Here is a 17,030-nt window from a genome sequence, read left to right as displayed (position 1 = left end):
ATTTATATTTTTAAGGAGATGAGGTAATGAAACTATTAGCAGTAACATCATGCCCTGTAGGTATTGCTCATACTTATATAGCTGCAGAAAAGCTAAATAAAATGGCAAAAAAAATGGGAGTGGAAATTAAAGTTGAAACCCAAGGTTCAACAGGAGCGGAAAATGTAATAACAGAAGAAGATATTAAACAAGCAGATGGAATAATTATAGCGGCAGATAAAGCTGTAAGTTTAGAAAGATTTCAAGGCATGGCAATGATAGAATGTCCAATAATTAGGGCTATAAAAGAACCAGATGTTTTGATTCAAATGTTTTTAGATGGAAAAGTTAAAAAGAAAGAAAGTAAACAAGTTAAAGAAAATAAAACTATGAATAGTGTAGATGAAGGCAAGAAAGAATTAAAAACTAAGCAACCGGCTTTTTATAAGCACTTAATGGGTGGAGTTTCTTATATGATTCCAGTAATTGTTGTTGCAGGTTTATTAATAGCCTTGGCTTTAGCCTTTGGTGGACAACCAACAGCTAAAGGACTTGTAGTACCAGAAGGCTCCTTTTGGAAAAAGGTAGAAATGATTGGTGGAGCTGGATTTGCATTTATGGTACCAGTACTTTCAGGATTTATTGCTTACTCAATAGCTGATAGACCAGGACTAACACCAGGATTAATTGGTGGTTATATAGCAGCAAATGGGTCATTTTATGGATCAAAAGCAAATGCAGGATTTTTAGGTGGTATAATAACAGGATTTTTGGCAGGATACATAGCTAAAACATTAAGAAACATTAAAGTTCCTAAAATTATTAAGCCTATAATGCCAATAATTATAATTCCTATAGTGTCAACATTAGCAACAGGATTAATATTTATACTAGTTTTAGGTGGACCAATAACTGCAATATTTGAAGGATTAACAGGATTTTTGGCAGGACTATCAGGTACAAGTTCAATAGTATTAGCAACTATATTAGGAGCAATGATTGCTTTTGATATGGGAGGCCCTGTTAATAAAACAGCATTTTTATTTGGTGTTTCAATGATTACGGCAGGAAACCCTCATATAATGGGACCTATAGCTGCATCAGTAGCAATTCCTCCAATAGGAATGGGTATTGCAACATTTATAGGAAAACAATATTATAGTGAAGATGAAATTGATGCAGGTAAAGCAGCCTTTGCTATGGGACTTTGCGGAATAACAGAGGGAGCTATTCCTTTCGCATCTATAGATCCTCTAAGAGTTATACCTTCTTTAATGGTAGGTTCAATAGTTGGAGCTAATATTGCAATACTTGGTAAGGTAGAAGATATAGTTCCACATGGAGGACCAATAGTTGCATTAATGGGCGGAATAAAAGGTGTAGTAATGTTCTTTATAGCAATAATTGTAGGATCAATAGTAACAGCTTTAATGGTTAATCTTTTAAAAAAAATGAACATAAAGAAGAATAAAGTAGCTTAATAAATGATAAAGGGGATATAAAAATGAATAAATTATTTAATGCAAAATTTATGGATTTAGATTTACAAGGAACTGAAAAATTTGAAGTAGTATCACATTTAGCGAATTTAATTGATGAAAGATTAATAGATGTAGATAAATACATAGAAGATGTTAAGAAAAGAGAAGGTTTATCTACTACAGGTATAGGAGATGGCGTGGCAATACCACATGCAAAATCAGCTTGGGTTAAAGAACCAACAGTAGTTGTAGGAAAAAGCTCTAAAGGAATAGAATGGGAAAGCTTAGATGATGAACCTGTAAATTTGGTATTCTTAATAGCAGTACCAGAAAAAGGTGGAGATGAACATCTTAAAATCCTTCAAATATTAGCAGTTAGTTTAATGGATGATGAATTCAAAGAAAAAATACTAAATACATCAGATAAAGATTTAATAGAGAAATTATTAATTGAAAGAACAAATAGATAGAATAAAATAGATAAGGTTAAGGGAAGTCTTTAATTTAAGGCTTTCCTTAATTTTTGTAAGAAATATATAATGATTTAAAGGATATAGGAAAGATTGATAACATAATAATAAATGAAAATAAACAATAAAAGCTCTAAGTGTATTATTGATACCTAGAGTTTTTATTAGAGGGCATAGGTCTATGTATCTATACTTCTAACTTTTTCTAATTCATGTAAAAAAGTTTTATATAAGTTTTTTCTAGGCTCTTGACTTTGACCTATTAAGATTTCAACTAATGTGCAATGTTCTATAGCATTATTTAATATAGTTTCCATATCCACTTTATCAGTTGGAGCATCCACAGGTGGAAACCCAATGAGATGCTTTTTAAAATCGTCATAGGAAACTCCATAAAAGTTTGTTTGCATATAGGTATCAAATAAACGTTTTTCAAAGATTGTCATTTCTTTATAGTTATATTTCCTTGCAAAGCCTTCATTACCAGTATATTCAGGTACATAATCAGAAAGATATTTTTTAAATTTAGGTTTATTATTTTGTTTGGTAATACTTTTGTCTATTAGCTTATTAGTACTTGAGTATAATTTAGAACTACTAATATTTTGTATCATAGTATCCCTCCTAGTTAATAAATTAAGGTTTAATATGTAAATATAGTATATAAAAGAATAAATTTACAAAACCCTAATTTTATAATCGAATAGTTAAAAATTTTCTTCAATATTAATACATAAAAATAAATTATCTAATTAAATTAATATTCGGTTAAAAATTAACATATTAAATATAAAAATGACAGATGTATTCCATCACCATTAAATTAGTTGAATATTTTACACTTTAAGAAGTATGTATTTAGATTTAGTTGTATTAAAATTTTACCAAGTGAATTTTTATAAAGAAAGTCTCCATATGTTGATTTCATTAACTTAGGATAGAATTTTAAATGTTTAACAAAAAATAAATAATTGCTTGGTAAAAAATCTTCAAAACCCTTGACAAATCTAGCTTTAAGAGTAAACTATAAATTAAGAAATGGCTTGTTTTCAGTGGTTGAACATTAACATGAGTTGTATTTAAACTAAGATAGATTACTTAATGCTGTTGTTTCGCTACTCGTTGAACATTACATAAGATGTACATATTTAAATAGTTTATGTGCATCTTAATTTGTTTAAGAATATATACAGAATAGAATGGATAAAGAAATCAAGGGAAGTCTTTAATTTAGATTTCCCTTGATTTTTTTGAAAAATATATTTTATTATGTATAACAATAGTTATTTATTCTTATTATTTTTATATATTGGTGAGTTTAAGAGAAAAAGACTTGAAGCTGAACAAAGATAAATAATTCCTGCTGTATACTTTCTTTTAATAAAATAAATAGTAGATACTAATAAACAACAAACACTTAGAATTAAATAAAATTTAGACACTCTTTTTTGCAAAATTAATCCCCCTTATAGTTGAAATAAACATAAATATATTAATCATTTAATAAGTTACTGTACTCACTAGTTTTATTCCGCTCATCTCCATTTCCATTAATGAAAATAAATTCATAGCATTTCCATTATGCCATAGCGCATCATAGGTTTCAACTGCATTTAGTGGAATAATAACTTCTAAATCTAGATTTTCTTTATTAAAATAAGCTTTAAGGCTTTCAGCAAACTGCTTAACGCAGATATCTGTGCAACATCCTGAAATTACCCAGTTTTTATAACCTTTATCTATTAATTTTTTAATGTTTTTTTGGGTTTCATCTTCTAAAAATCCATTAGTTGAGCTTTTCTTAATAACTTTTATATTATCTTTAAATTCTTTTAATTCATCTACTAATTCTGATTCCCATGTGTCAGATAAACAATGTTCAGGATAATATTTAAATTCTATGGAATTTTTTGTGTGGCAATCAGTAAAGGCAATTATTGGTGCTTTAAGTTTAATAAAGTCTTTTACTGTATCTACAACAAAAGGAATTATATGTTGAACTCTATCACTATATAAAGCACCTTTTTTGGCAAATCCATTATTCATATCAATAATGAATAATACAGTTTTATCATCAATTTTAAATGTTTTATTTTGAACTTTTTTTAGTTGTTGAAAATTTATATTATAATTTAAATCTATTTTCATTATTTTTAATCCTCCAATTATATTAATTACATAAAGAAGGTAATTAATATATGTAATTAACATTATATTAAAAATTTAAAGGTTTAAGGATAAATATTTAATATTTATTTAGAAAGTTTTCAAATGAAGTTTTGTCCCTAGTTAGATTTTTTAAGTTTCCACCATACTTTGATTCTAAATTATGCCTAGTGTATTTATAAGGATTATTATTAATACCTTCTACATTGAATTCTACAATGTCAGCATTGGGTATAAGGGACAACAATACTACAGCATTTCTTTGTAAGAATTTATCTATATTTTTATTTTCCCAAAAGTTTTTATAATCTTCTTCTAGGTTTTTGTTTTTCATATAGGTAATATTTATAACATAAGGTTTATTATTTGTTTGTAAATTAACCTCGTTTCTATAATTATTTCCAGGTAATAGAGAGATTATATTTAGTACTTTACTATTATCACCTACATAAGAATTTTTATATTTAAGTAATTCATCTACTTTAATTTCAGAAGAGTTTTTTATAGCTTTATTTAGTACTTTTTTATTATTGCAACTACAAAATATAAAACTAAACATTAGTAAAATTATTATGGTATATGGTAATAAATTGGATTTGTTTTTCATTTTGCCCTCCAAATTTATCAAAGTTTATAATACAACCTTTTAGGATTTATTATGAACTTTGTGTTATTAATTTTTTAAATTAAATCTTCTTTATTAAATTTTAATATTAATTCAGTATACTTTCCATATTCAGAGTTAATATAAATATTGTGTCCAAGCTTCTTTATTACTTGGTTACTTAAATATAGTCCAATACCTGTAGAGTTTAAATTTTCACGCCCATTAGTTCCAGTAAATCCTTTATCAAAAACTCTTGGTATATCTTCAGGTTTTATTCCAGTACCATTATCTTTAATTTTCAATACATAATAAGAGCTTTCACTAAAACCTTTTATAGATATTGTACCCTTATTAGAGGTATATTTAAGTGCATTATTTATAATCTGTTCTAATATAAAAGAAAGCCATTTTATATCAGAAAGCAAGTTTACTTTTTCTATATTAACTTCTAGTTTTATTTTCTTAGAGATAAAATATTTAGAGTGTTTTTTTATAATATCAAAAACTATATTTTCTACATCAATTTTCTCTATAAAAAGGTCTTTTTCAAAATTATTTATTCTAGTAAGATTAAGCATTTTATTAACGCCATCCTCTATCTTTAAAAGTTCCTTAGGAATAGATTCTATAAGTTCAGGATTCTGGTTTGATTCATAGTTTTCACATAGGAGTTTTATAACAGAAATAGGGGTTTTTATATCATGTCCCCATATTGTTATTAAATCAATGTTTTCAGTATACTCTTCTTCTTTTTCTTCCATAAACTTATTAAGCTTTTCATAATACTTTTTTATTATTTTATAATAATATTTTTGTTCTTTATTTTTATTAAAAAAGGTTACTTCAGTAAAATCTAGGTTACTTATTCCATTTTCTATTTTATCTATAAAGTTCTTTTTATGAAGTACACTAATACTTATATAAAAGCACATGCTAATAAGCTGAAAAATTCCTATATAAATTATACAATCTAAGGATATTGCTTTATAAGGACTTAGGTATATTACAGATGACATGAATAAGAAAACAACTAAATTATATATAAAAAAAGAAACTTTATCTTTTAATAAATTAAAAAAACTCATATTAATCACCAATTAAATATCCTTGTCCACGTTTTGTTTCTATAAAATCTACTAGTCCTATTTTGTTAAGTTTTTTCCTTATTCTATTAATATTAACTGTAAGAGTACTGTCATCTACAAACCAAGATACATTCCATAACTTTTCCATAAGTCTATCTCTTGAAATTACATGGCCCTTATTTTTTATAAGCTCATGTATGATTTTTAATTCGTTACTTGTAAGAGATACAGTATTGTTTTTATATGTGATACAGCATTTTGATAAATCTAACATGGCACCTTTATGAGTTATTAAAGTAGAAGAAGAGTCTGTAAATTTATATGCCCTTCTTAATAGTCCTTCTATTTTAGCAATTAGAACATCTAGGGAAAAGGGTTTTTGAATATAATCATCCGCTCCTAGATTTATGCCTGTAATTATATCCATATTGGAGTTTCTAGAGGAAATAAATATAATAGGAATTTCGGATATCTTTCTAATTTCCTCACATAGAGTAAATCCACTTTTGTTTGGTAGATTAATATCCAGTAATAATAAGTGAGGACAGTAAAAGTTAAATTCATCTATTATATTATCAAAAGTTTTATTAGAAATAGCTTCATATCCCCATTGATTAATTCTTGAACATATTTGTTCTTTTAAATTTTCATCATCTTCAATTACCATAATTTTAAACATAAAGTCACCCCTTTAAAGCTAAAAATCAGTTTTAAATCTTTTTATATCATCTAATCCTTGAAAAACCTCTTTTTTTGAAAAATTATGTGTATGTAGTTCATCATCACTTTTTTCCAGCAAGTAATTATAGAATTTAACTCCAATTTCATATGTTTCTTCAGAATAATTCTTTTCTAATTCGTGAAAAAGTAAGTTTTCCGCTTCGTTATAGTTACCGGCATAAAATAATTTATTAAAAACTATTTTGAATACATCACCTGAGTCCATTTTATCAATGGCTATAGTTTTACTACTATCATCTTTTTTATTTAAAGCAGTTTTTGCTAGTGATTTGGCTAGTTCTTCAACAAGTTTTTCGATATTCATAATAAATAGCCCGCCTTTTTAAAGTATTTTCTATAATGTATTTATTGTTTTATTTATATTACGTTTTATTTTATACTAAAGTTATTATAACATGATTTACATATTTAAAAGAAACCTAACAATTTTGTTATATTTCTTTAAGGAATTGTTACATTAGTGAAAGGTGAAACTTAAACATACAAGCTATAATTGGAGTATAAGATGCGTAGGAGGTAGAAACATGAGTAATACATTAATGGTTAAAAACCTTAAAAAGGTATATGGAAAAGGTAATAGTAGGGTAGAAGCTTTAAAAGGTATAAGCTTTAATATAGATAAGGGAGAGTTTGTAGGAATTATGGGGGCTTCTGGATCCGGAAAAACCACCCTTTTAAATATAATAGCTACTATTGATAGTCAAACTTCTGGAAAAGTTCTTATAGATGGAAGAGAAGTTAATAAATTAAGTGATGAAAAAATGTGTGATTTTAGAAGGGAAAATTTAGGTTTTGTATTTCAAGATAGTAATCTTTTAGATACTTTGACTATAAGAGAAAATATAGTATTGCCACTATCTTTAGGAAATTCAAAAGCTAAGGATATGAATAAGGGTGCAGAGGAATTAGGACAACTTTTAGGAATCTATGAAACCTTAGATAAATATCCTTATGAAACTTCAGGAGGACAAAAACAAAGAGCAGCAGTGTGTAGGGCTATGATAACTAATCCTTCTTTAATTCTTGCAGATGAGCCTACTGGGGCATTAGATTCAAAGTCTGCCAGAGTGCTTTTAGAAAATTTTAAGAAGATTAATGAAGATTTAAAAGTTACTTTAATGATGGTAACTCATGATTCTTTTAGTGCAAGTTATTGTAATAGAATTATATTTATTAAGGATGGAGTTATATTTTCAGAATTAAGAAAAGGTGGTACAAGAGAAGAATTTCATAAAAAAATATTAGACACCTTATCAGTAATTGGAGGTGTATAAAATATGAGTATCTATAAAATTTCTTACAATAATATAAAGAAAAATCCTAAGAATTATTTATTATATTTTATATCTATAGTTTTTAGCTCTTTTATTTTTTTCTCATTCAATTCTATTAAGTATAATAGAGATGTTTTAAAATCTATAGGTAGTGTAGCTTTGGGATTAAATTTATCTTCTATAGTAGTATTATTTTTCTCTTTTATATTTATATATAATGCTAATGTGTTTTTTAGAGAAAAAAGAAAAAAAGAAATAGGATTATATAATTTATTAGGAATAACTAAGAAAAAGATAGGCTTAATGTTTATATATGAGGGCTTTATTTTAGGGATATTTGGAGTATTAGTTGGGGTACTTTTAGGATTTATGTTTTCTAAAATTATCATGATGCTTCTAGTTAGACTAATGGAATTAGATGTAATAATTCATATGAATTTTAGTTTAATAGCTATTAGTGAAACTTTGTTAGTGTTTACTTTAATAATTTTGATTCTTGCAGTAGAAAATTTTCATGTTATTAAAAAAATACCCTTAGTAAACTTATTTAGAGAAGAAAAACAAGTAGAAGATATGGGGAAAACTTCTAAGATTAAAGGCATATTAGGTATGGTTCTAATAGCTATGGGATATGCTTTAGCATTAAGCCACAAAACCACTGTAGGAAGTCTAGGGCGTCTAACTTTTATATTAATAATAGTTATAATAGGAACTCAATTATTTTATAAAGCAGGACTTAGTATATTGCTTAAAAGGTTAAAAAAATTTCAAAATTTTTATTTTAGAGGAACAAATATGGTATCTATAGCCGAAACTTCTTATAAGATTAAAAGTAATGCTAATATATTATCTACTGTAACTATATTAATAGCAGTTTGTGTTACAGCATTAGGAACAACAACAACTTTTTATTATGATCTTCAAAAGAATATAAATAATAGGATAAAGTTTGCTTGTGCAATAGAAGAAAATTCCGATGGTCTAAAAAAGCAAGTAGATAATGTGTTAAAGAAATATGATGATAAAATTTTATTTAACGATGTAATTGAATTTAAAGTAGTACAGGGTTCTTATGTTAGTGAATTTTTAAGTATAAATAAAAAATATCGTAGTGAAATTTCGGTGGAGGTTTTATCCGAGAGTAGTTATAAAAAACTTATGAATTATGAAAAAAGAAAGTATACAAGGTTAAACTCAAATAAAGATGTATATTTAATTGAAGATTCTACTATGATTGATGTGTTTAACACAGATTTAAAAGAGCCATTTATTTTTAAAGATAGGGATCAAAAATTTAATATAAAAGCTTCTTACAAAGAAATGATAACTAATGAAAAAATTAATGAAAGTATTATTGTAGTTAAAGATAGTGTTTATGCTTCATTAAATAAAGTTGATAGAATTAAAAAGATAAGATGTATAGATGTTAAGGATAAGAGAAATTCTTTTGAGTTGAGTAATGACATAAATAAAATAGCCAAATCTAATAAAGCAGATTTTTCATCTTATGCATATAATTATAAACAAGCTTATAAGGTTTTTGGATTGCTATTTTTCATAGGTATTATACTATCTATACTATTTATCATTGCAACAGGTAGCTTAATATTATTTAAACAAATATCCAATATTTATGATAATAAGGCAAGATATATTGCCTTAAAGAAAATAGGTGCTAACAATAAGCATATAGAAAAAATTTTATTAAAACAAACAAGTATAATATTTTTACTGCCTGTAGTATTAGGAACTTTTCATAATTTATTTGCTATGGAGATATTAAAAAGATCTCTTAGAGAGTCAATAACGATACCAGTAGTAATTACATTAATTGTGTATTATATAGCTTATGGAATATTTTATTTAATAACGGTGAAATATAGTAAAAATATGATAATAAAAAGTTAAATTAAATAAAGAGTTTCAAATTTAGATTTGAAACTCTTTATTGACTAGTTTATTTTAATAATGCCTTCTTCTCCACGTTTAACCTCTGAACCAATTTTAAGTACTTCTAAGCTTTGATTTTCAGTTAAGTTAGTAAATATTACTGGAGTTATAATTGAAGGAACTTTATCTTTAATTTTTTCTATATCAACTTTTAATATAGGGTCATTAGCTTTAACTTTAGCTCCTTGTTCTACTAAAGCTTCTAAGCCTTCACCTTTAAGATTTACTGTATCAATTCCAAAGTGTATTAATAATTCAAGTCCATTATCTGCTGTGATTCCTATAGCATGTTTAGTTGGGAATACAGTTGTTATAACGCCATCTACAGGAGATACAACTTCACCATTTGATGGATTTATTGCAAATCCATCACCCATCATTTTTTGTGAGAATACTTCATCTGGTACATCAGTTATAGGAAGTAATTCTCCATCTATAGGAGCTACAAATTTATCATTACTTGAAGACTTAACTTTAATAGGCTCTTTTCTTGGTTCTTCTAAATTAACATCTTCAGTTACAAGCTTTCCAGATATAACATCTTTTATTTGCTCTTTTAATTGGTCAGATTTTGGTCCAAATATAGCTTGAATGTTGTTTCCAACTTCCATAACACCAGAAGCGCCTAATTTTTTTAGTCTATCTTTATCTACTTTTTTTATGTCATTAACACTTACACGAAGACGAGTGATACAGGCATCTAAGTTAGCTAAGTTTTCCCTACCACCTAAAGCTTCAAGCACATTAGCAGCTAAAGAACCAGAAGAGGCATAATTAACTTCTTCTGAACCTATATCATCTTCACGACCTGGAGTTTTTAAGTTCCATTTTCTTATAGCAAATCTAAACCCAAAGTAGTAAATTAAAGAAAAACATAATCCTACTGGAATTACAAGCCACCATTTAGTTCTGTTAGGAACAACACCAAATAATAGGAAGTCAATAACGCCACCTGAGAAAGTCATACCTATTTTAATATTTAATATATTCATTATCATAAAAGATAATCCTGCAAATACACAGTGTATTGCAAATAATACTGGTGCCACAAATAAGAATGAGAATTCTATAGGTTCTGTAATACCTGTTAAGAATGCTGTTAATGCAGCTGATCCCATTATACCTGCTACAAGTTTTTTCTTTTCTGGTTTAGCTTCTTGATAAATAGCTAAAGCTGCTGCTGGAAGTCCAAACATCATGAATGGAAATTTACCAGTCATAAATGTACCTGCTGTAAAAGGAACCGCATCTTTTAATTGAGCGAAGAATATACTTTGGTCACCATTAACTATTTGACCTGCTTTGTTTACATATTCACCAAATTGGTACCAAAATGGGTTATAGAATATATGATGTAAACCAAATGGAATTAAAGCTCTCTCAATAACGCCAAATACGAAAGCTGCTAATGTTCTATTAGTATCTATCATATTGTGAGAGAAAGTATTTAATCCAGTCTGTATTGGAGGCCAAATAAATACTAGTATTAAACCAACTAAAATAGAAACTGTTGCAGTTATTATTGGAACGAATCTTTTACCTGCAAAAAAACCTAAGTATTGAGGTAATTCTATATTATAGTACTTCTTATATAGTCTAGCTGCTATAACACCAATTATAATACCACCAAATACACCAGTTTGAAGTGTTGGAATTCCTAAAATACTTGCAAACTCAGGATGAGATTTTCCTATCATACCTGGAGTAATACCAGTTACAACTCCCATAGTAGTATTCATAATAAAGAAACCTACTATAGCAGCAAGTCCTGCAACGCCATCTCCATCAGATAGTCCTACAGCTACACCTACAGCAAATAATAATGCTAGATTAGTAAAAACTACGTTACCAGATTGCTCTATAATTCTTGCAAAACCTTGGAACCAATGCACATTCAGTGCAGGGGCAATTTTTAAAAACGCTTTATTTTGAAATAAATTACCGAAAGCCAATAAGATTCCAGCTGCTGGTAGTAATGCTACTGGAAGCATTAAGGCTTTACCTATTTTTTGCAATCCTCCGAATGAATTTTTAAACATATGAGTTCTCCTTTCAAAATGGTTTATATAATCTATAGTGTTTACTAAAATACAAAAAGGCATGAGTAAATTTTATAAATAAGATAATTTAGGGTATAAAATCCCTAATGATCTTATAAAATTTACTCATGCCTAATCTAGTCAGTAACACGTAAAATTTATAATGCTTTATTAATGTTTAAAATATATCATACATTTTTTTTTATTTCAATATATTTTTAAAAATTTATTAATAAAACTTATAGAATACAAAAACATATGAAAGTTATATACAAATATTTAAATTATTGGTTAAGTATTAAACGTTATAACTGTGATTAAAAAAAATATATATGTAAATAATAATGTTAAAAATACAATTATTACCCGAGGAGGAATATACTATGAGAATACCAAAACATATTGGAATAATTCCAGATGGTAATAGAAGATGGGCAAAAAATAACGGATTGGAAAAGGAAATGGGTTATGATTATGGGTTAAATCCAGGTCTTAATTTATTTAGATTTTGTAAAAAATTAGGCGTGAAAGAAATTACATATTATGGTTTTACTACAGATAATACTAAACGACCTAAAGTACAAAGAGAAGCTTTTACAAAGGCTTGTATAAAAGCGGTTGAAATATTATCGAAAGAAGATGCGGCTTTGCTTGTAGTTGGAAATACTAAATCTCCAATGTTTCCCAAGGAATTAATACCTTATACAAAAAAGAGAAGAATTTTTGGTAATGGAATTATTAAAGTTAATTTTTTAGTGAATTATGGTTGGGAGTGGGATTTATCTTCATTAGAAAATAATAATTTAAGTAGTAGAAAAAAAATAAATGAAAATATCAATTCTACAGATATATCTAGAATAGATTTAATTATAAGATGGGGAGGAAGAAGAAGGCTTAGTGGATTTTTGCCTGTACAATCTGTTTATGCGGATTTTTATATAGTTAAAGATTATTGGCCAGATTTCAAACCTGAACATATATATGAAGCTTTAAAATGGTATGATACTCAAGATATTACTTTAGGGGGGTAATTTCTTAAAATAAGATTTAATGGTGTGGACAAGGTACATAAAAACTTAATAGGAATATAATGTAAATGGGAATATTTAAAAGGAGAATTTTTAATGTATAATATGCCTTATATGATGTATCAAAATCCATGTTGCTGTAGTAGTTATGGAATGGATTTTACAAAGTCTGCACTAGAAAGGTCTTTAAAACTTGTAAAAGAAGCTATAGCAGGAGAAAGAGAGGATGAGCTTTTTTATGACTATTTAATAAGTAAAGCCCCTACTAAGGAACAGAAAGATATAATAACCAGTATAAGAAATGATGAGATAAAGCATAGAAAATTATTTAGGCAAATATATAAAGCCTTTACAGGAATGGACGTAGGAGAAGTTTCAGAAGAAAAATTTCAAAAACCTAAGTCTTATATTGATGGAATAAAGAGAGCTTTATTTAATGAATTAAAGGCTATGGAAAAATATAGAATTATAAGACAAGGTCTTCCAAGTAGATGTTATAGGGATGTAGTTTTTGAAATTTTAACTGATGAAATAAAACATGCTATAAAATATAATTATATTCTCAATTTAAACTTATCTAAAAAGGACAAGAAGAAGGATATGTGCGATAGACTAGATTGTAATGAAATGAGAAGTATAATGTGGTAGTTACCATAAATATAAATTAAAAAATTATTAATGAGGTGTGATTATGGATAAATCTTATATGAATAAAAAAATATCTCCTATGTGCCAATCTAAATCTTCAATGGATATGGATATGATGAATAAAATGTATGATATGGATGATATGTGTGGTATGAATCCTATGATGGCAATGCAAGGTAGAATGCCTTATTGTCCAATGATGTGCCCTATGATGGGGATGAATCCAATGGGCTGTATGATGGGTATGGATGGAATGTATCCAATGCATCCAATGCATCATATGCATCCTATGATGGGAATGGAAATGAATTCAATGGGTTGCATGATGGGAATAGAAGGTATGCATCCTATGCATTCTATGATGGGAATGTGTGGTATGAATCCAATGTATGGTATGCATCCAATGAATTCTAGAATGGAAATGGAAGATATGTACTCAATGATGAGAGGGGTAGAACCTATAGAGGATATGGTGGATGAAGATATAGAATATATAAATGAAATGGAAGAAGATGAAGAAATAATAGAATAGTAAAGAAACTTAATTTTTATGAGTTTTACTTATATTAAAATTATATAGAAATTCATTATTATAAAAGAGCCTTAGGGCTCTTTTATAATATATTAAATATGTGTTAAATATATAAACAATTAATGATATAATAAATTTATGAATAATTAACAATAAGTACTATGTAAGGAGGGATATAGTATGGATAATTTTATGAAGGTTCAAAATTCTATGCTTATTTTTCGTTTGGAACAATTGGGAGCTAAAATTCACAGAGTATCAGATATTATATGTTATGTAGATTTTGATATAGATTCTACTGTGGTAAAGTATATGTATCATATAGATAAAAATAATAAGTATTTCTTAGAAAGAATTTCACCATATAATGTGGCTATTGATAAATTTGATAATGAAGAAGATGTAATAAAGGTTATAAAAGTCGATATAGCTAAATTTAAAAATGCTAAAAATAGTAACAAGTTTACTAGATTTATAGATACAAGTAAGGAATTCGATGATATAGTTAAATCTTTTGAAAATATATATCTTCATTACAATGTTTCAAAATATGATTTATCAGATTTAGATGAACATATCAATGCAATAAAAGAAAAATTAGAAGATATATCTTGCAAAAGTGAAAAAATATGCCAGAAATAAATGAACAAAATTAAAACTAGAGTAAAGACTAAAATCCTTACTCTAGTTTTTTGTTGTATTTTTTTAATTGTAATAATACTATAGAAAAAAGTATAAAAATCATACCAAAAATTTGTGTTTTACTTAAAGTTTCACCAAAAATTATAAATCCAACTACAGAAGCTATAATAAGTTCAGATGAAGATACCATGCTTGCAATGCTAGCTTCTATGTATTGCACTGATTTAACATAAGAACTATTGGCTATAATTGTAGTTACAAATCCAAAAGCTATATTTTTTAATATGAAAGATATATTATAAGTCTTAGAAAGTATAACTATATTATTTTGCATATTCATAAAAGGAATTAAAACTAATGTACCAAATATAAAAGAATAAGTAAGTAAAGTATTAGGATGATATTTATCGTTAGAAACTTTAGCTAAAATAATCTGAAGGGCAAAGGTAAAACCCGATATAATTCCCCAAATAACGCCTTTAGTGTTTAAAGAAAAATTAGTACCACTAAATATTCCACACATCATGGAAGAGCCAATAAAAATTAATATCATGGCAAATACTTTATTAAAAGTAAATTTTTCTTTGAACATAAAATAAGAAAGTATAACCACCCAAATTTGAGCAGTATATAAAAACATAGTACCTAAAGCTATAGATAGGGAATTTATAGCTATGTTAAAGGATAAAAGGCAACCGGATAAAACAAATACTCCATAAAATATAAAGAATAATATTCCTTTAAAATCTACCTTAAGCCAATTAGGATTTTTGATTAAACAATATAATAAATAAAAGATTGCAGCAGGTGCACTTCTAAAAAAAGAAATAGTGTAATTATCAAATCCCAAGTTTGCCAAATTCTTAGTAGGAATTCCAGTACAGCCCCAGCATATTGAAGCTAAAAAAACAAGTAAAAAACCAATCGTTTTATCATCTTTTGTTTTAATAATTTTTTCCATTTTTCCTCCGTTTTATGTTTAATTTATAGTTTGTTTTTTATCTTTAGTTTGTAATAAAATTATGGATAAAATAATTAAAGTCATTCCTATAATTTGAATACAGTCTAAAGTTTGATAAAATACTAGGTAAGCTATTATAGAAGCCAAAACTATTTCTGAAGAAGCTATAATACTTGCAATACCAACTTCTATGTATTTTACTGAGTTTATATAGGCACCGTTAGCTATAACAGTATTAAAAAAGCCAATAATTATAATATTTTTTATTATAAAGCTTATATTGTTAGAAGTTTGAAATATATGTATAGTATTTTTAAAATTCATAAAAGGAATTAAAGATAATGATGCAAATATAAATGAATAAGCAAGTAATGTATTTTGATTGTACTTACTAGAGTTTATTTTTGCTAAAATAATCTGTAGTGCAAAGGTAAAACCAGATATAAGTCCAAATATAACTCCTTTTGGGTTTAAAGAAATATTTTGGGTATCATATATTTTACACATCATAAAGCAGCCTATTAGTGTTAACACTATGGCTATTATTTTTTTGGGAGTAAATTTTTCTTTAAATATAAAATAAGAAAGTATTACCACCCAGACTTGACTTGTAAACATAAACATAGTAGCTAAGGCTATGGAAATATAATTTACAGATAGGTTATAGCATATAAAGGTTCCACCAAAAGCTATTATGCCATAAATTATGAAAAATAATAGACCTTTTTTATCTACTTTAAGTAAGTTTAAATCTTTTTTTAAACAATATAAAAAATAAAAAATGCCAGCCATAAAAGTTCTAAAAAATGATACAGAGAATGCATCAAAATTCAAATCTCCTAGATTTTTAGTAGGTACTCCCATATACCCCCAAAATAATGCGGCTATTATAACTAGAATAAAACCCTTTGTTTTGTTATTTTTAAGTTTTTCCATGATGATACCTCCAAAGTTTTTAAGTATAAATATAAGCTTAATAAAATTATATCACCAAAAATATAGTAATTGTTAATAATATTTAAAGGTTTTTTGTAAAAAAATTAACAATACCTTTTTTTATGTCATCTTGTTGTTTCATAAAAAGTTCAAAAAAATAAATGAATGGTTTGAAAAAACTAATATTTATGAAAAACATTTAAACTAAACAAATCAGAATTTAGAGGCAGGGATATGGATACAAAATTAGGAAATGTAGATTTTACTTATAATGGGGAAAGAAATATATTAAAAGATTCAAATTTATCTATAGGTTAAAAGGATTTTGTTGATATAGGTGATGAAAGTGGTAGGGGGGAAAGTACTATAGCCTCTCTTATTTTAAAGACTTATGATATAAATAAAGGAACCATAGTAGAAGAAGGAACGCATAATGAATTATATACAAGAAAAGAACATTATTATGATATGTTTACAAAACAAGAAGAATT

General features: G+C 26.7%; 18 protein-coding genes. 8 read left to right on the top strand and 10 right to left on the bottom strand.

What is annotated here, in order from left to right; all coding sequences use genetic code 11:
• Nucleotides 1-26: 26 nt before the first annotated feature.
• On the top strand, nucleotides 27-1,460 hold the full coding sequence (locus tag BN1711_RS08655) for a PTS fructose transporter subunit IIC (RefSeq protein ID WP_243128243.1): 1,434 nt from the start codon (nucleotides 27-29) through the stop codon (nucleotides 1,458-1,460).
• 23 nt (nucleotides 1,461-1,483) lie between these two features.
• Entirely contained in the window at nucleotides 1,484-1,930 is a 447-nt protein-coding gene (locus tag BN1711_RS12745) for a PTS sugar transporter subunit IIA (protein WP_243128242.1), read from the top strand.
• 179 nt (nucleotides 1,931-2,109) lie between these two features.
• On the opposite strand, the gene BN1711_RS08650 is transcribed toward BN1711_RS12745, so the two are convergent.
• From BN1711_RS08650 to BN1711_RS08625, 7 genes are all read right to left on the bottom strand, one after another.
• Entirely contained in the window at nucleotides 2,110-2,544 is a 435-nt protein-coding gene (locus tag BN1711_RS08650; RefSeq protein WP_050607756.1) for a hypothetical protein, read from the bottom strand.
• A gap of 669 nt (nucleotides 2,545-3,213) precedes the next feature.
• Nucleotides 3,214-3,384, bottom strand: coding sequence for a hypothetical protein (locus BN1711_RS12580; protein ID WP_164995940.1), 171 nt, complete (start codon nucleotides 3,382-3,384; stop codon nucleotides 3,214-3,216).
• A gap of 46 nt (nucleotides 3,385-3,430) precedes the next feature.
• Nucleotides 3,431-4,078: a cysteine hydrolase family protein gene (locus tag BN1711_RS08645; protein WP_050607755.1), complete on the bottom strand. Its 648-nt coding sequence runs from the start codon at nucleotides 4,076-4,078 to the stop codon at nucleotides 3,431-3,433.
• Between the two features lie 97 nt (nucleotides 4,079-4,175).
• Nucleotides 4,176-4,703: a DUF4825 domain-containing protein gene (locus BN1711_RS08640; RefSeq protein ID WP_050607754.1), complete on the bottom strand. Its 528-nt coding sequence runs from the start codon at nucleotides 4,701-4,703 to the stop codon at nucleotides 4,176-4,178.
• Between the two features lie 74 nt (nucleotides 4,704-4,777).
• On the bottom strand, nucleotides 4,778-5,635 hold the full coding sequence (locus BN1711_RS08635; protein WP_164995939.1) for a sensor histidine kinase: 858 nt from the start codon (nucleotides 5,633-5,635) through the stop codon (nucleotides 4,778-4,780).
• 154 nt (nucleotides 5,636-5,789) lie between these two features.
• Nucleotides 5,790-6,467, bottom strand: coding sequence for a response regulator transcription factor (locus BN1711_RS08630; RefSeq protein WP_050607752.1), 678 nt, complete (start codon nucleotides 6,465-6,467; stop codon nucleotides 5,790-5,792).
• Nucleotides 6,468-6,485: 18 nt separating this feature from the next.
• The gene (locus BN1711_RS08625; RefSeq protein ID WP_050607751.1) at nucleotides 6,486-6,833 is read right to left on the bottom strand and encodes a DUF6483 family protein; all 348 of its coding nucleotides are present in this window, start codon (nucleotides 6,831-6,833) and stop codon (nucleotides 6,486-6,488) included.
• A gap of 220 nt (nucleotides 6,834-7,053) precedes the next feature.
• On the opposite strand from BN1711_RS08625, the gene BN1711_RS08620 reads away from it, so the two are divergent.
• Nucleotides 7,054-7,803 (top strand): ABC transporter ATP-binding protein, encoded by a 750-nt coding sequence (locus BN1711_RS08620; protein WP_050607750.1) that lies wholly within the window; start codon nucleotides 7,054-7,056, stop codon nucleotides 7,801-7,803.
• A gap of 3 nt (nucleotides 7,804-7,806) precedes the next feature.
• Nucleotides 7,807-9,711 carry an FtsX-like permease family protein gene (locus BN1711_RS08615; RefSeq protein WP_050607749.1) on the top strand — a complete coding sequence of 635 codons (1,905 nt, stop codon included), beginning with the start codon at nucleotides 7,807-7,809 and terminating at the stop codon, nucleotides 9,709-9,711.
• A 44-nt stretch (nucleotides 9,712-9,755) separates the two neighbouring features.
• Here the strand turns inward: BN1711_RS08615 and ptsG are convergent, their stop codons facing one another.
• The gene (gene ptsG, locus BN1711_RS08610; protein ID WP_050607748.1) at nucleotides 9,756-11,792 is read right to left on the bottom strand and encodes a glucose-specific PTS transporter subunit IIBC; all 2,037 of its coding nucleotides are present in this window, start codon (nucleotides 11,790-11,792) and stop codon (nucleotides 9,756-9,758) included.
• Between the two features lie 383 nt (nucleotides 11,793-12,175).
• On the opposite strand from ptsG, the gene uppS reads away from it, so the two are divergent.
• From uppS to BN1711_RS08590, 4 genes are all read left to right on the top strand, one after another.
• Nucleotides 12,176-12,823, top strand: coding sequence for a polyprenyl diphosphate synthase (gene uppS, locus BN1711_RS08605; RefSeq protein WP_050607747.1), 648 nt, complete (start codon nucleotides 12,176-12,178; stop codon nucleotides 12,821-12,823).
• 93 nt (nucleotides 12,824-12,916) lie between these two features.
• Entirely contained in the window at nucleotides 12,917-13,468 is a 552-nt protein-coding gene (locus BN1711_RS08600) for a ferritin-like domain-containing protein (RefSeq protein WP_050607746.1), read from the top strand.
• Nucleotides 13,469-13,511: 43 nt separating this feature from the next.
• Nucleotides 13,512-14,000 carry a hypothetical protein gene (locus tag BN1711_RS08595; RefSeq protein WP_050607745.1) on the top strand — a complete coding sequence of 163 codons (489 nt, stop codon included), beginning with the start codon at nucleotides 13,512-13,514 and terminating at the stop codon, nucleotides 13,998-14,000.
• A gap of 180 nt (nucleotides 14,001-14,180) precedes the next feature.
• Nucleotides 14,181-14,642, top strand: coding sequence for a hypothetical protein (locus BN1711_RS08590; RefSeq protein WP_050607744.1), 462 nt, complete (start codon nucleotides 14,181-14,183; stop codon nucleotides 14,640-14,642).
• 37 nt (nucleotides 14,643-14,679) lie between these two features.
• Here BN1711_RS08590 and BN1711_RS08585 read toward each other — a convergent pair whose 3' ends face one another.
• Nucleotides 14,680-15,594, bottom strand: a complete 915-nt coding sequence (locus tag BN1711_RS08585; RefSeq protein WP_082174139.1) for a DMT family transporter — start codon at nucleotides 15,592-15,594, stop codon at nucleotides 14,680-14,682.
• Nucleotides 15,595-15,621: 27 nt separating this feature from the next.
• The gene (locus BN1711_RS08580; RefSeq protein WP_050607742.1) at nucleotides 15,622-16,539 is read right to left on the bottom strand and encodes a DMT family transporter; all 918 of its coding nucleotides are present in this window, start codon (nucleotides 16,537-16,539) and stop codon (nucleotides 15,622-15,624) included.
• Nucleotides 16,540-17,030 lie beyond the last annotated feature (491 nt).

It is taken from the genome of Clostridium niameyense, from assembly GCF_001243045.1.
GTDB lineage: Bacteria > Bacillota > Clostridia > Clostridiales > Clostridiaceae > Clostridium_F > Clostridium_F niameyense.
This window is presented reverse-complemented; position numbering and strand designations above follow the sequence as displayed.

Coding starts and splice junctions, on each gene's coding strand:
- BN1711_RS08630 (WP_050607752.1), bottom strand. CDS start 6,467: ATGTTTAAAATTATGGTAATTGAAGATGATGAAAATTTAAAAGAACAA.
- BN1711_RS08595 (WP_050607745.1), top strand. CDS start 13,512: ATGGATAAATCTTATATGAATAAAAAAATATCTCCTATGTGCCAATCT.
- BN1711_RS08600 (WP_050607746.1), top strand. CDS start 12,917: ATGTATAATATGCCTTATATGATGTATCAAAATCCATGTTGCTGTAGT.
- BN1711_RS08615 (WP_050607749.1), top strand. CDS start 7,807: ATGAGTATCTATAAAATTTCTTACAATAATATAAAGAAAAATCCTAAG.
- BN1711_RS08640 (WP_050607754.1), bottom strand. CDS start 4,703: ATGAAAAACAAATCCAATTTATTACCATATACCATAATAATTTTACTA.
- BN1711_RS08635 (WP_164995939.1), bottom strand. CDS start 5,635: ATGTGCTTTTATATAAGTATTAGTGTACTTCATAAAAAGAACTTTATA.
- ptsG (WP_050607748.1), bottom strand. CDS start 11,792: ATGTTTAAAAATTCATTCGGAGGATTGCAAAAAATAGGTAAAGCCTTA.
- BN1711_RS08590 (WP_050607744.1), top strand. CDS start 14,181: ATGGATAATTTTATGAAGGTTCAAAATTCTATGCTTATTTTTCGTTTG.
- uppS (WP_050607747.1), top strand. CDS start 12,176: ATGAGAATACCAAAACATATTGGAATAATTCCAGATGGTAATAGAAGA.
- BN1711_RS08650 (WP_050607756.1), bottom strand. CDS start 2,544: ATGATACAAAATATTAGTAGTTCTAAATTATACTCAAGTACTAATAAG.
- BN1711_RS08620 (WP_050607750.1), top strand. CDS start 7,054: ATGAGTAATACATTAATGGTTAAAAACCTTAAAAAGGTATATGGAAAA.
- BN1711_RS08580 (WP_050607742.1), bottom strand. CDS start 16,539: ATGGAAAAACTTAAAAATAACAAAACAAAGGGTTTTATTCTAGTTATA.
- BN1711_RS08655 (WP_243128243.1), top strand. CDS start 27: ATGAAACTATTAGCAGTAACATCATGCCCTGTAGGTATTGCTCATACT.
- BN1711_RS08645 (WP_050607755.1), bottom strand. CDS start 4,078: ATGAAAATAGATTTAAATTATAATATAAATTTTCAACAACTAAAAAAA.
- BN1711_RS12745 (WP_243128242.1), top strand. CDS start 1,484: ATGAATAAATTATTTAATGCAAAATTTATGGATTTAGATTTACAAGGA.
- BN1711_RS08625 (WP_050607751.1), bottom strand. CDS start 6,833: ATGAATATCGAAAAACTTGTTGAAGAACTAGCCAAATCACTAGCAAAA.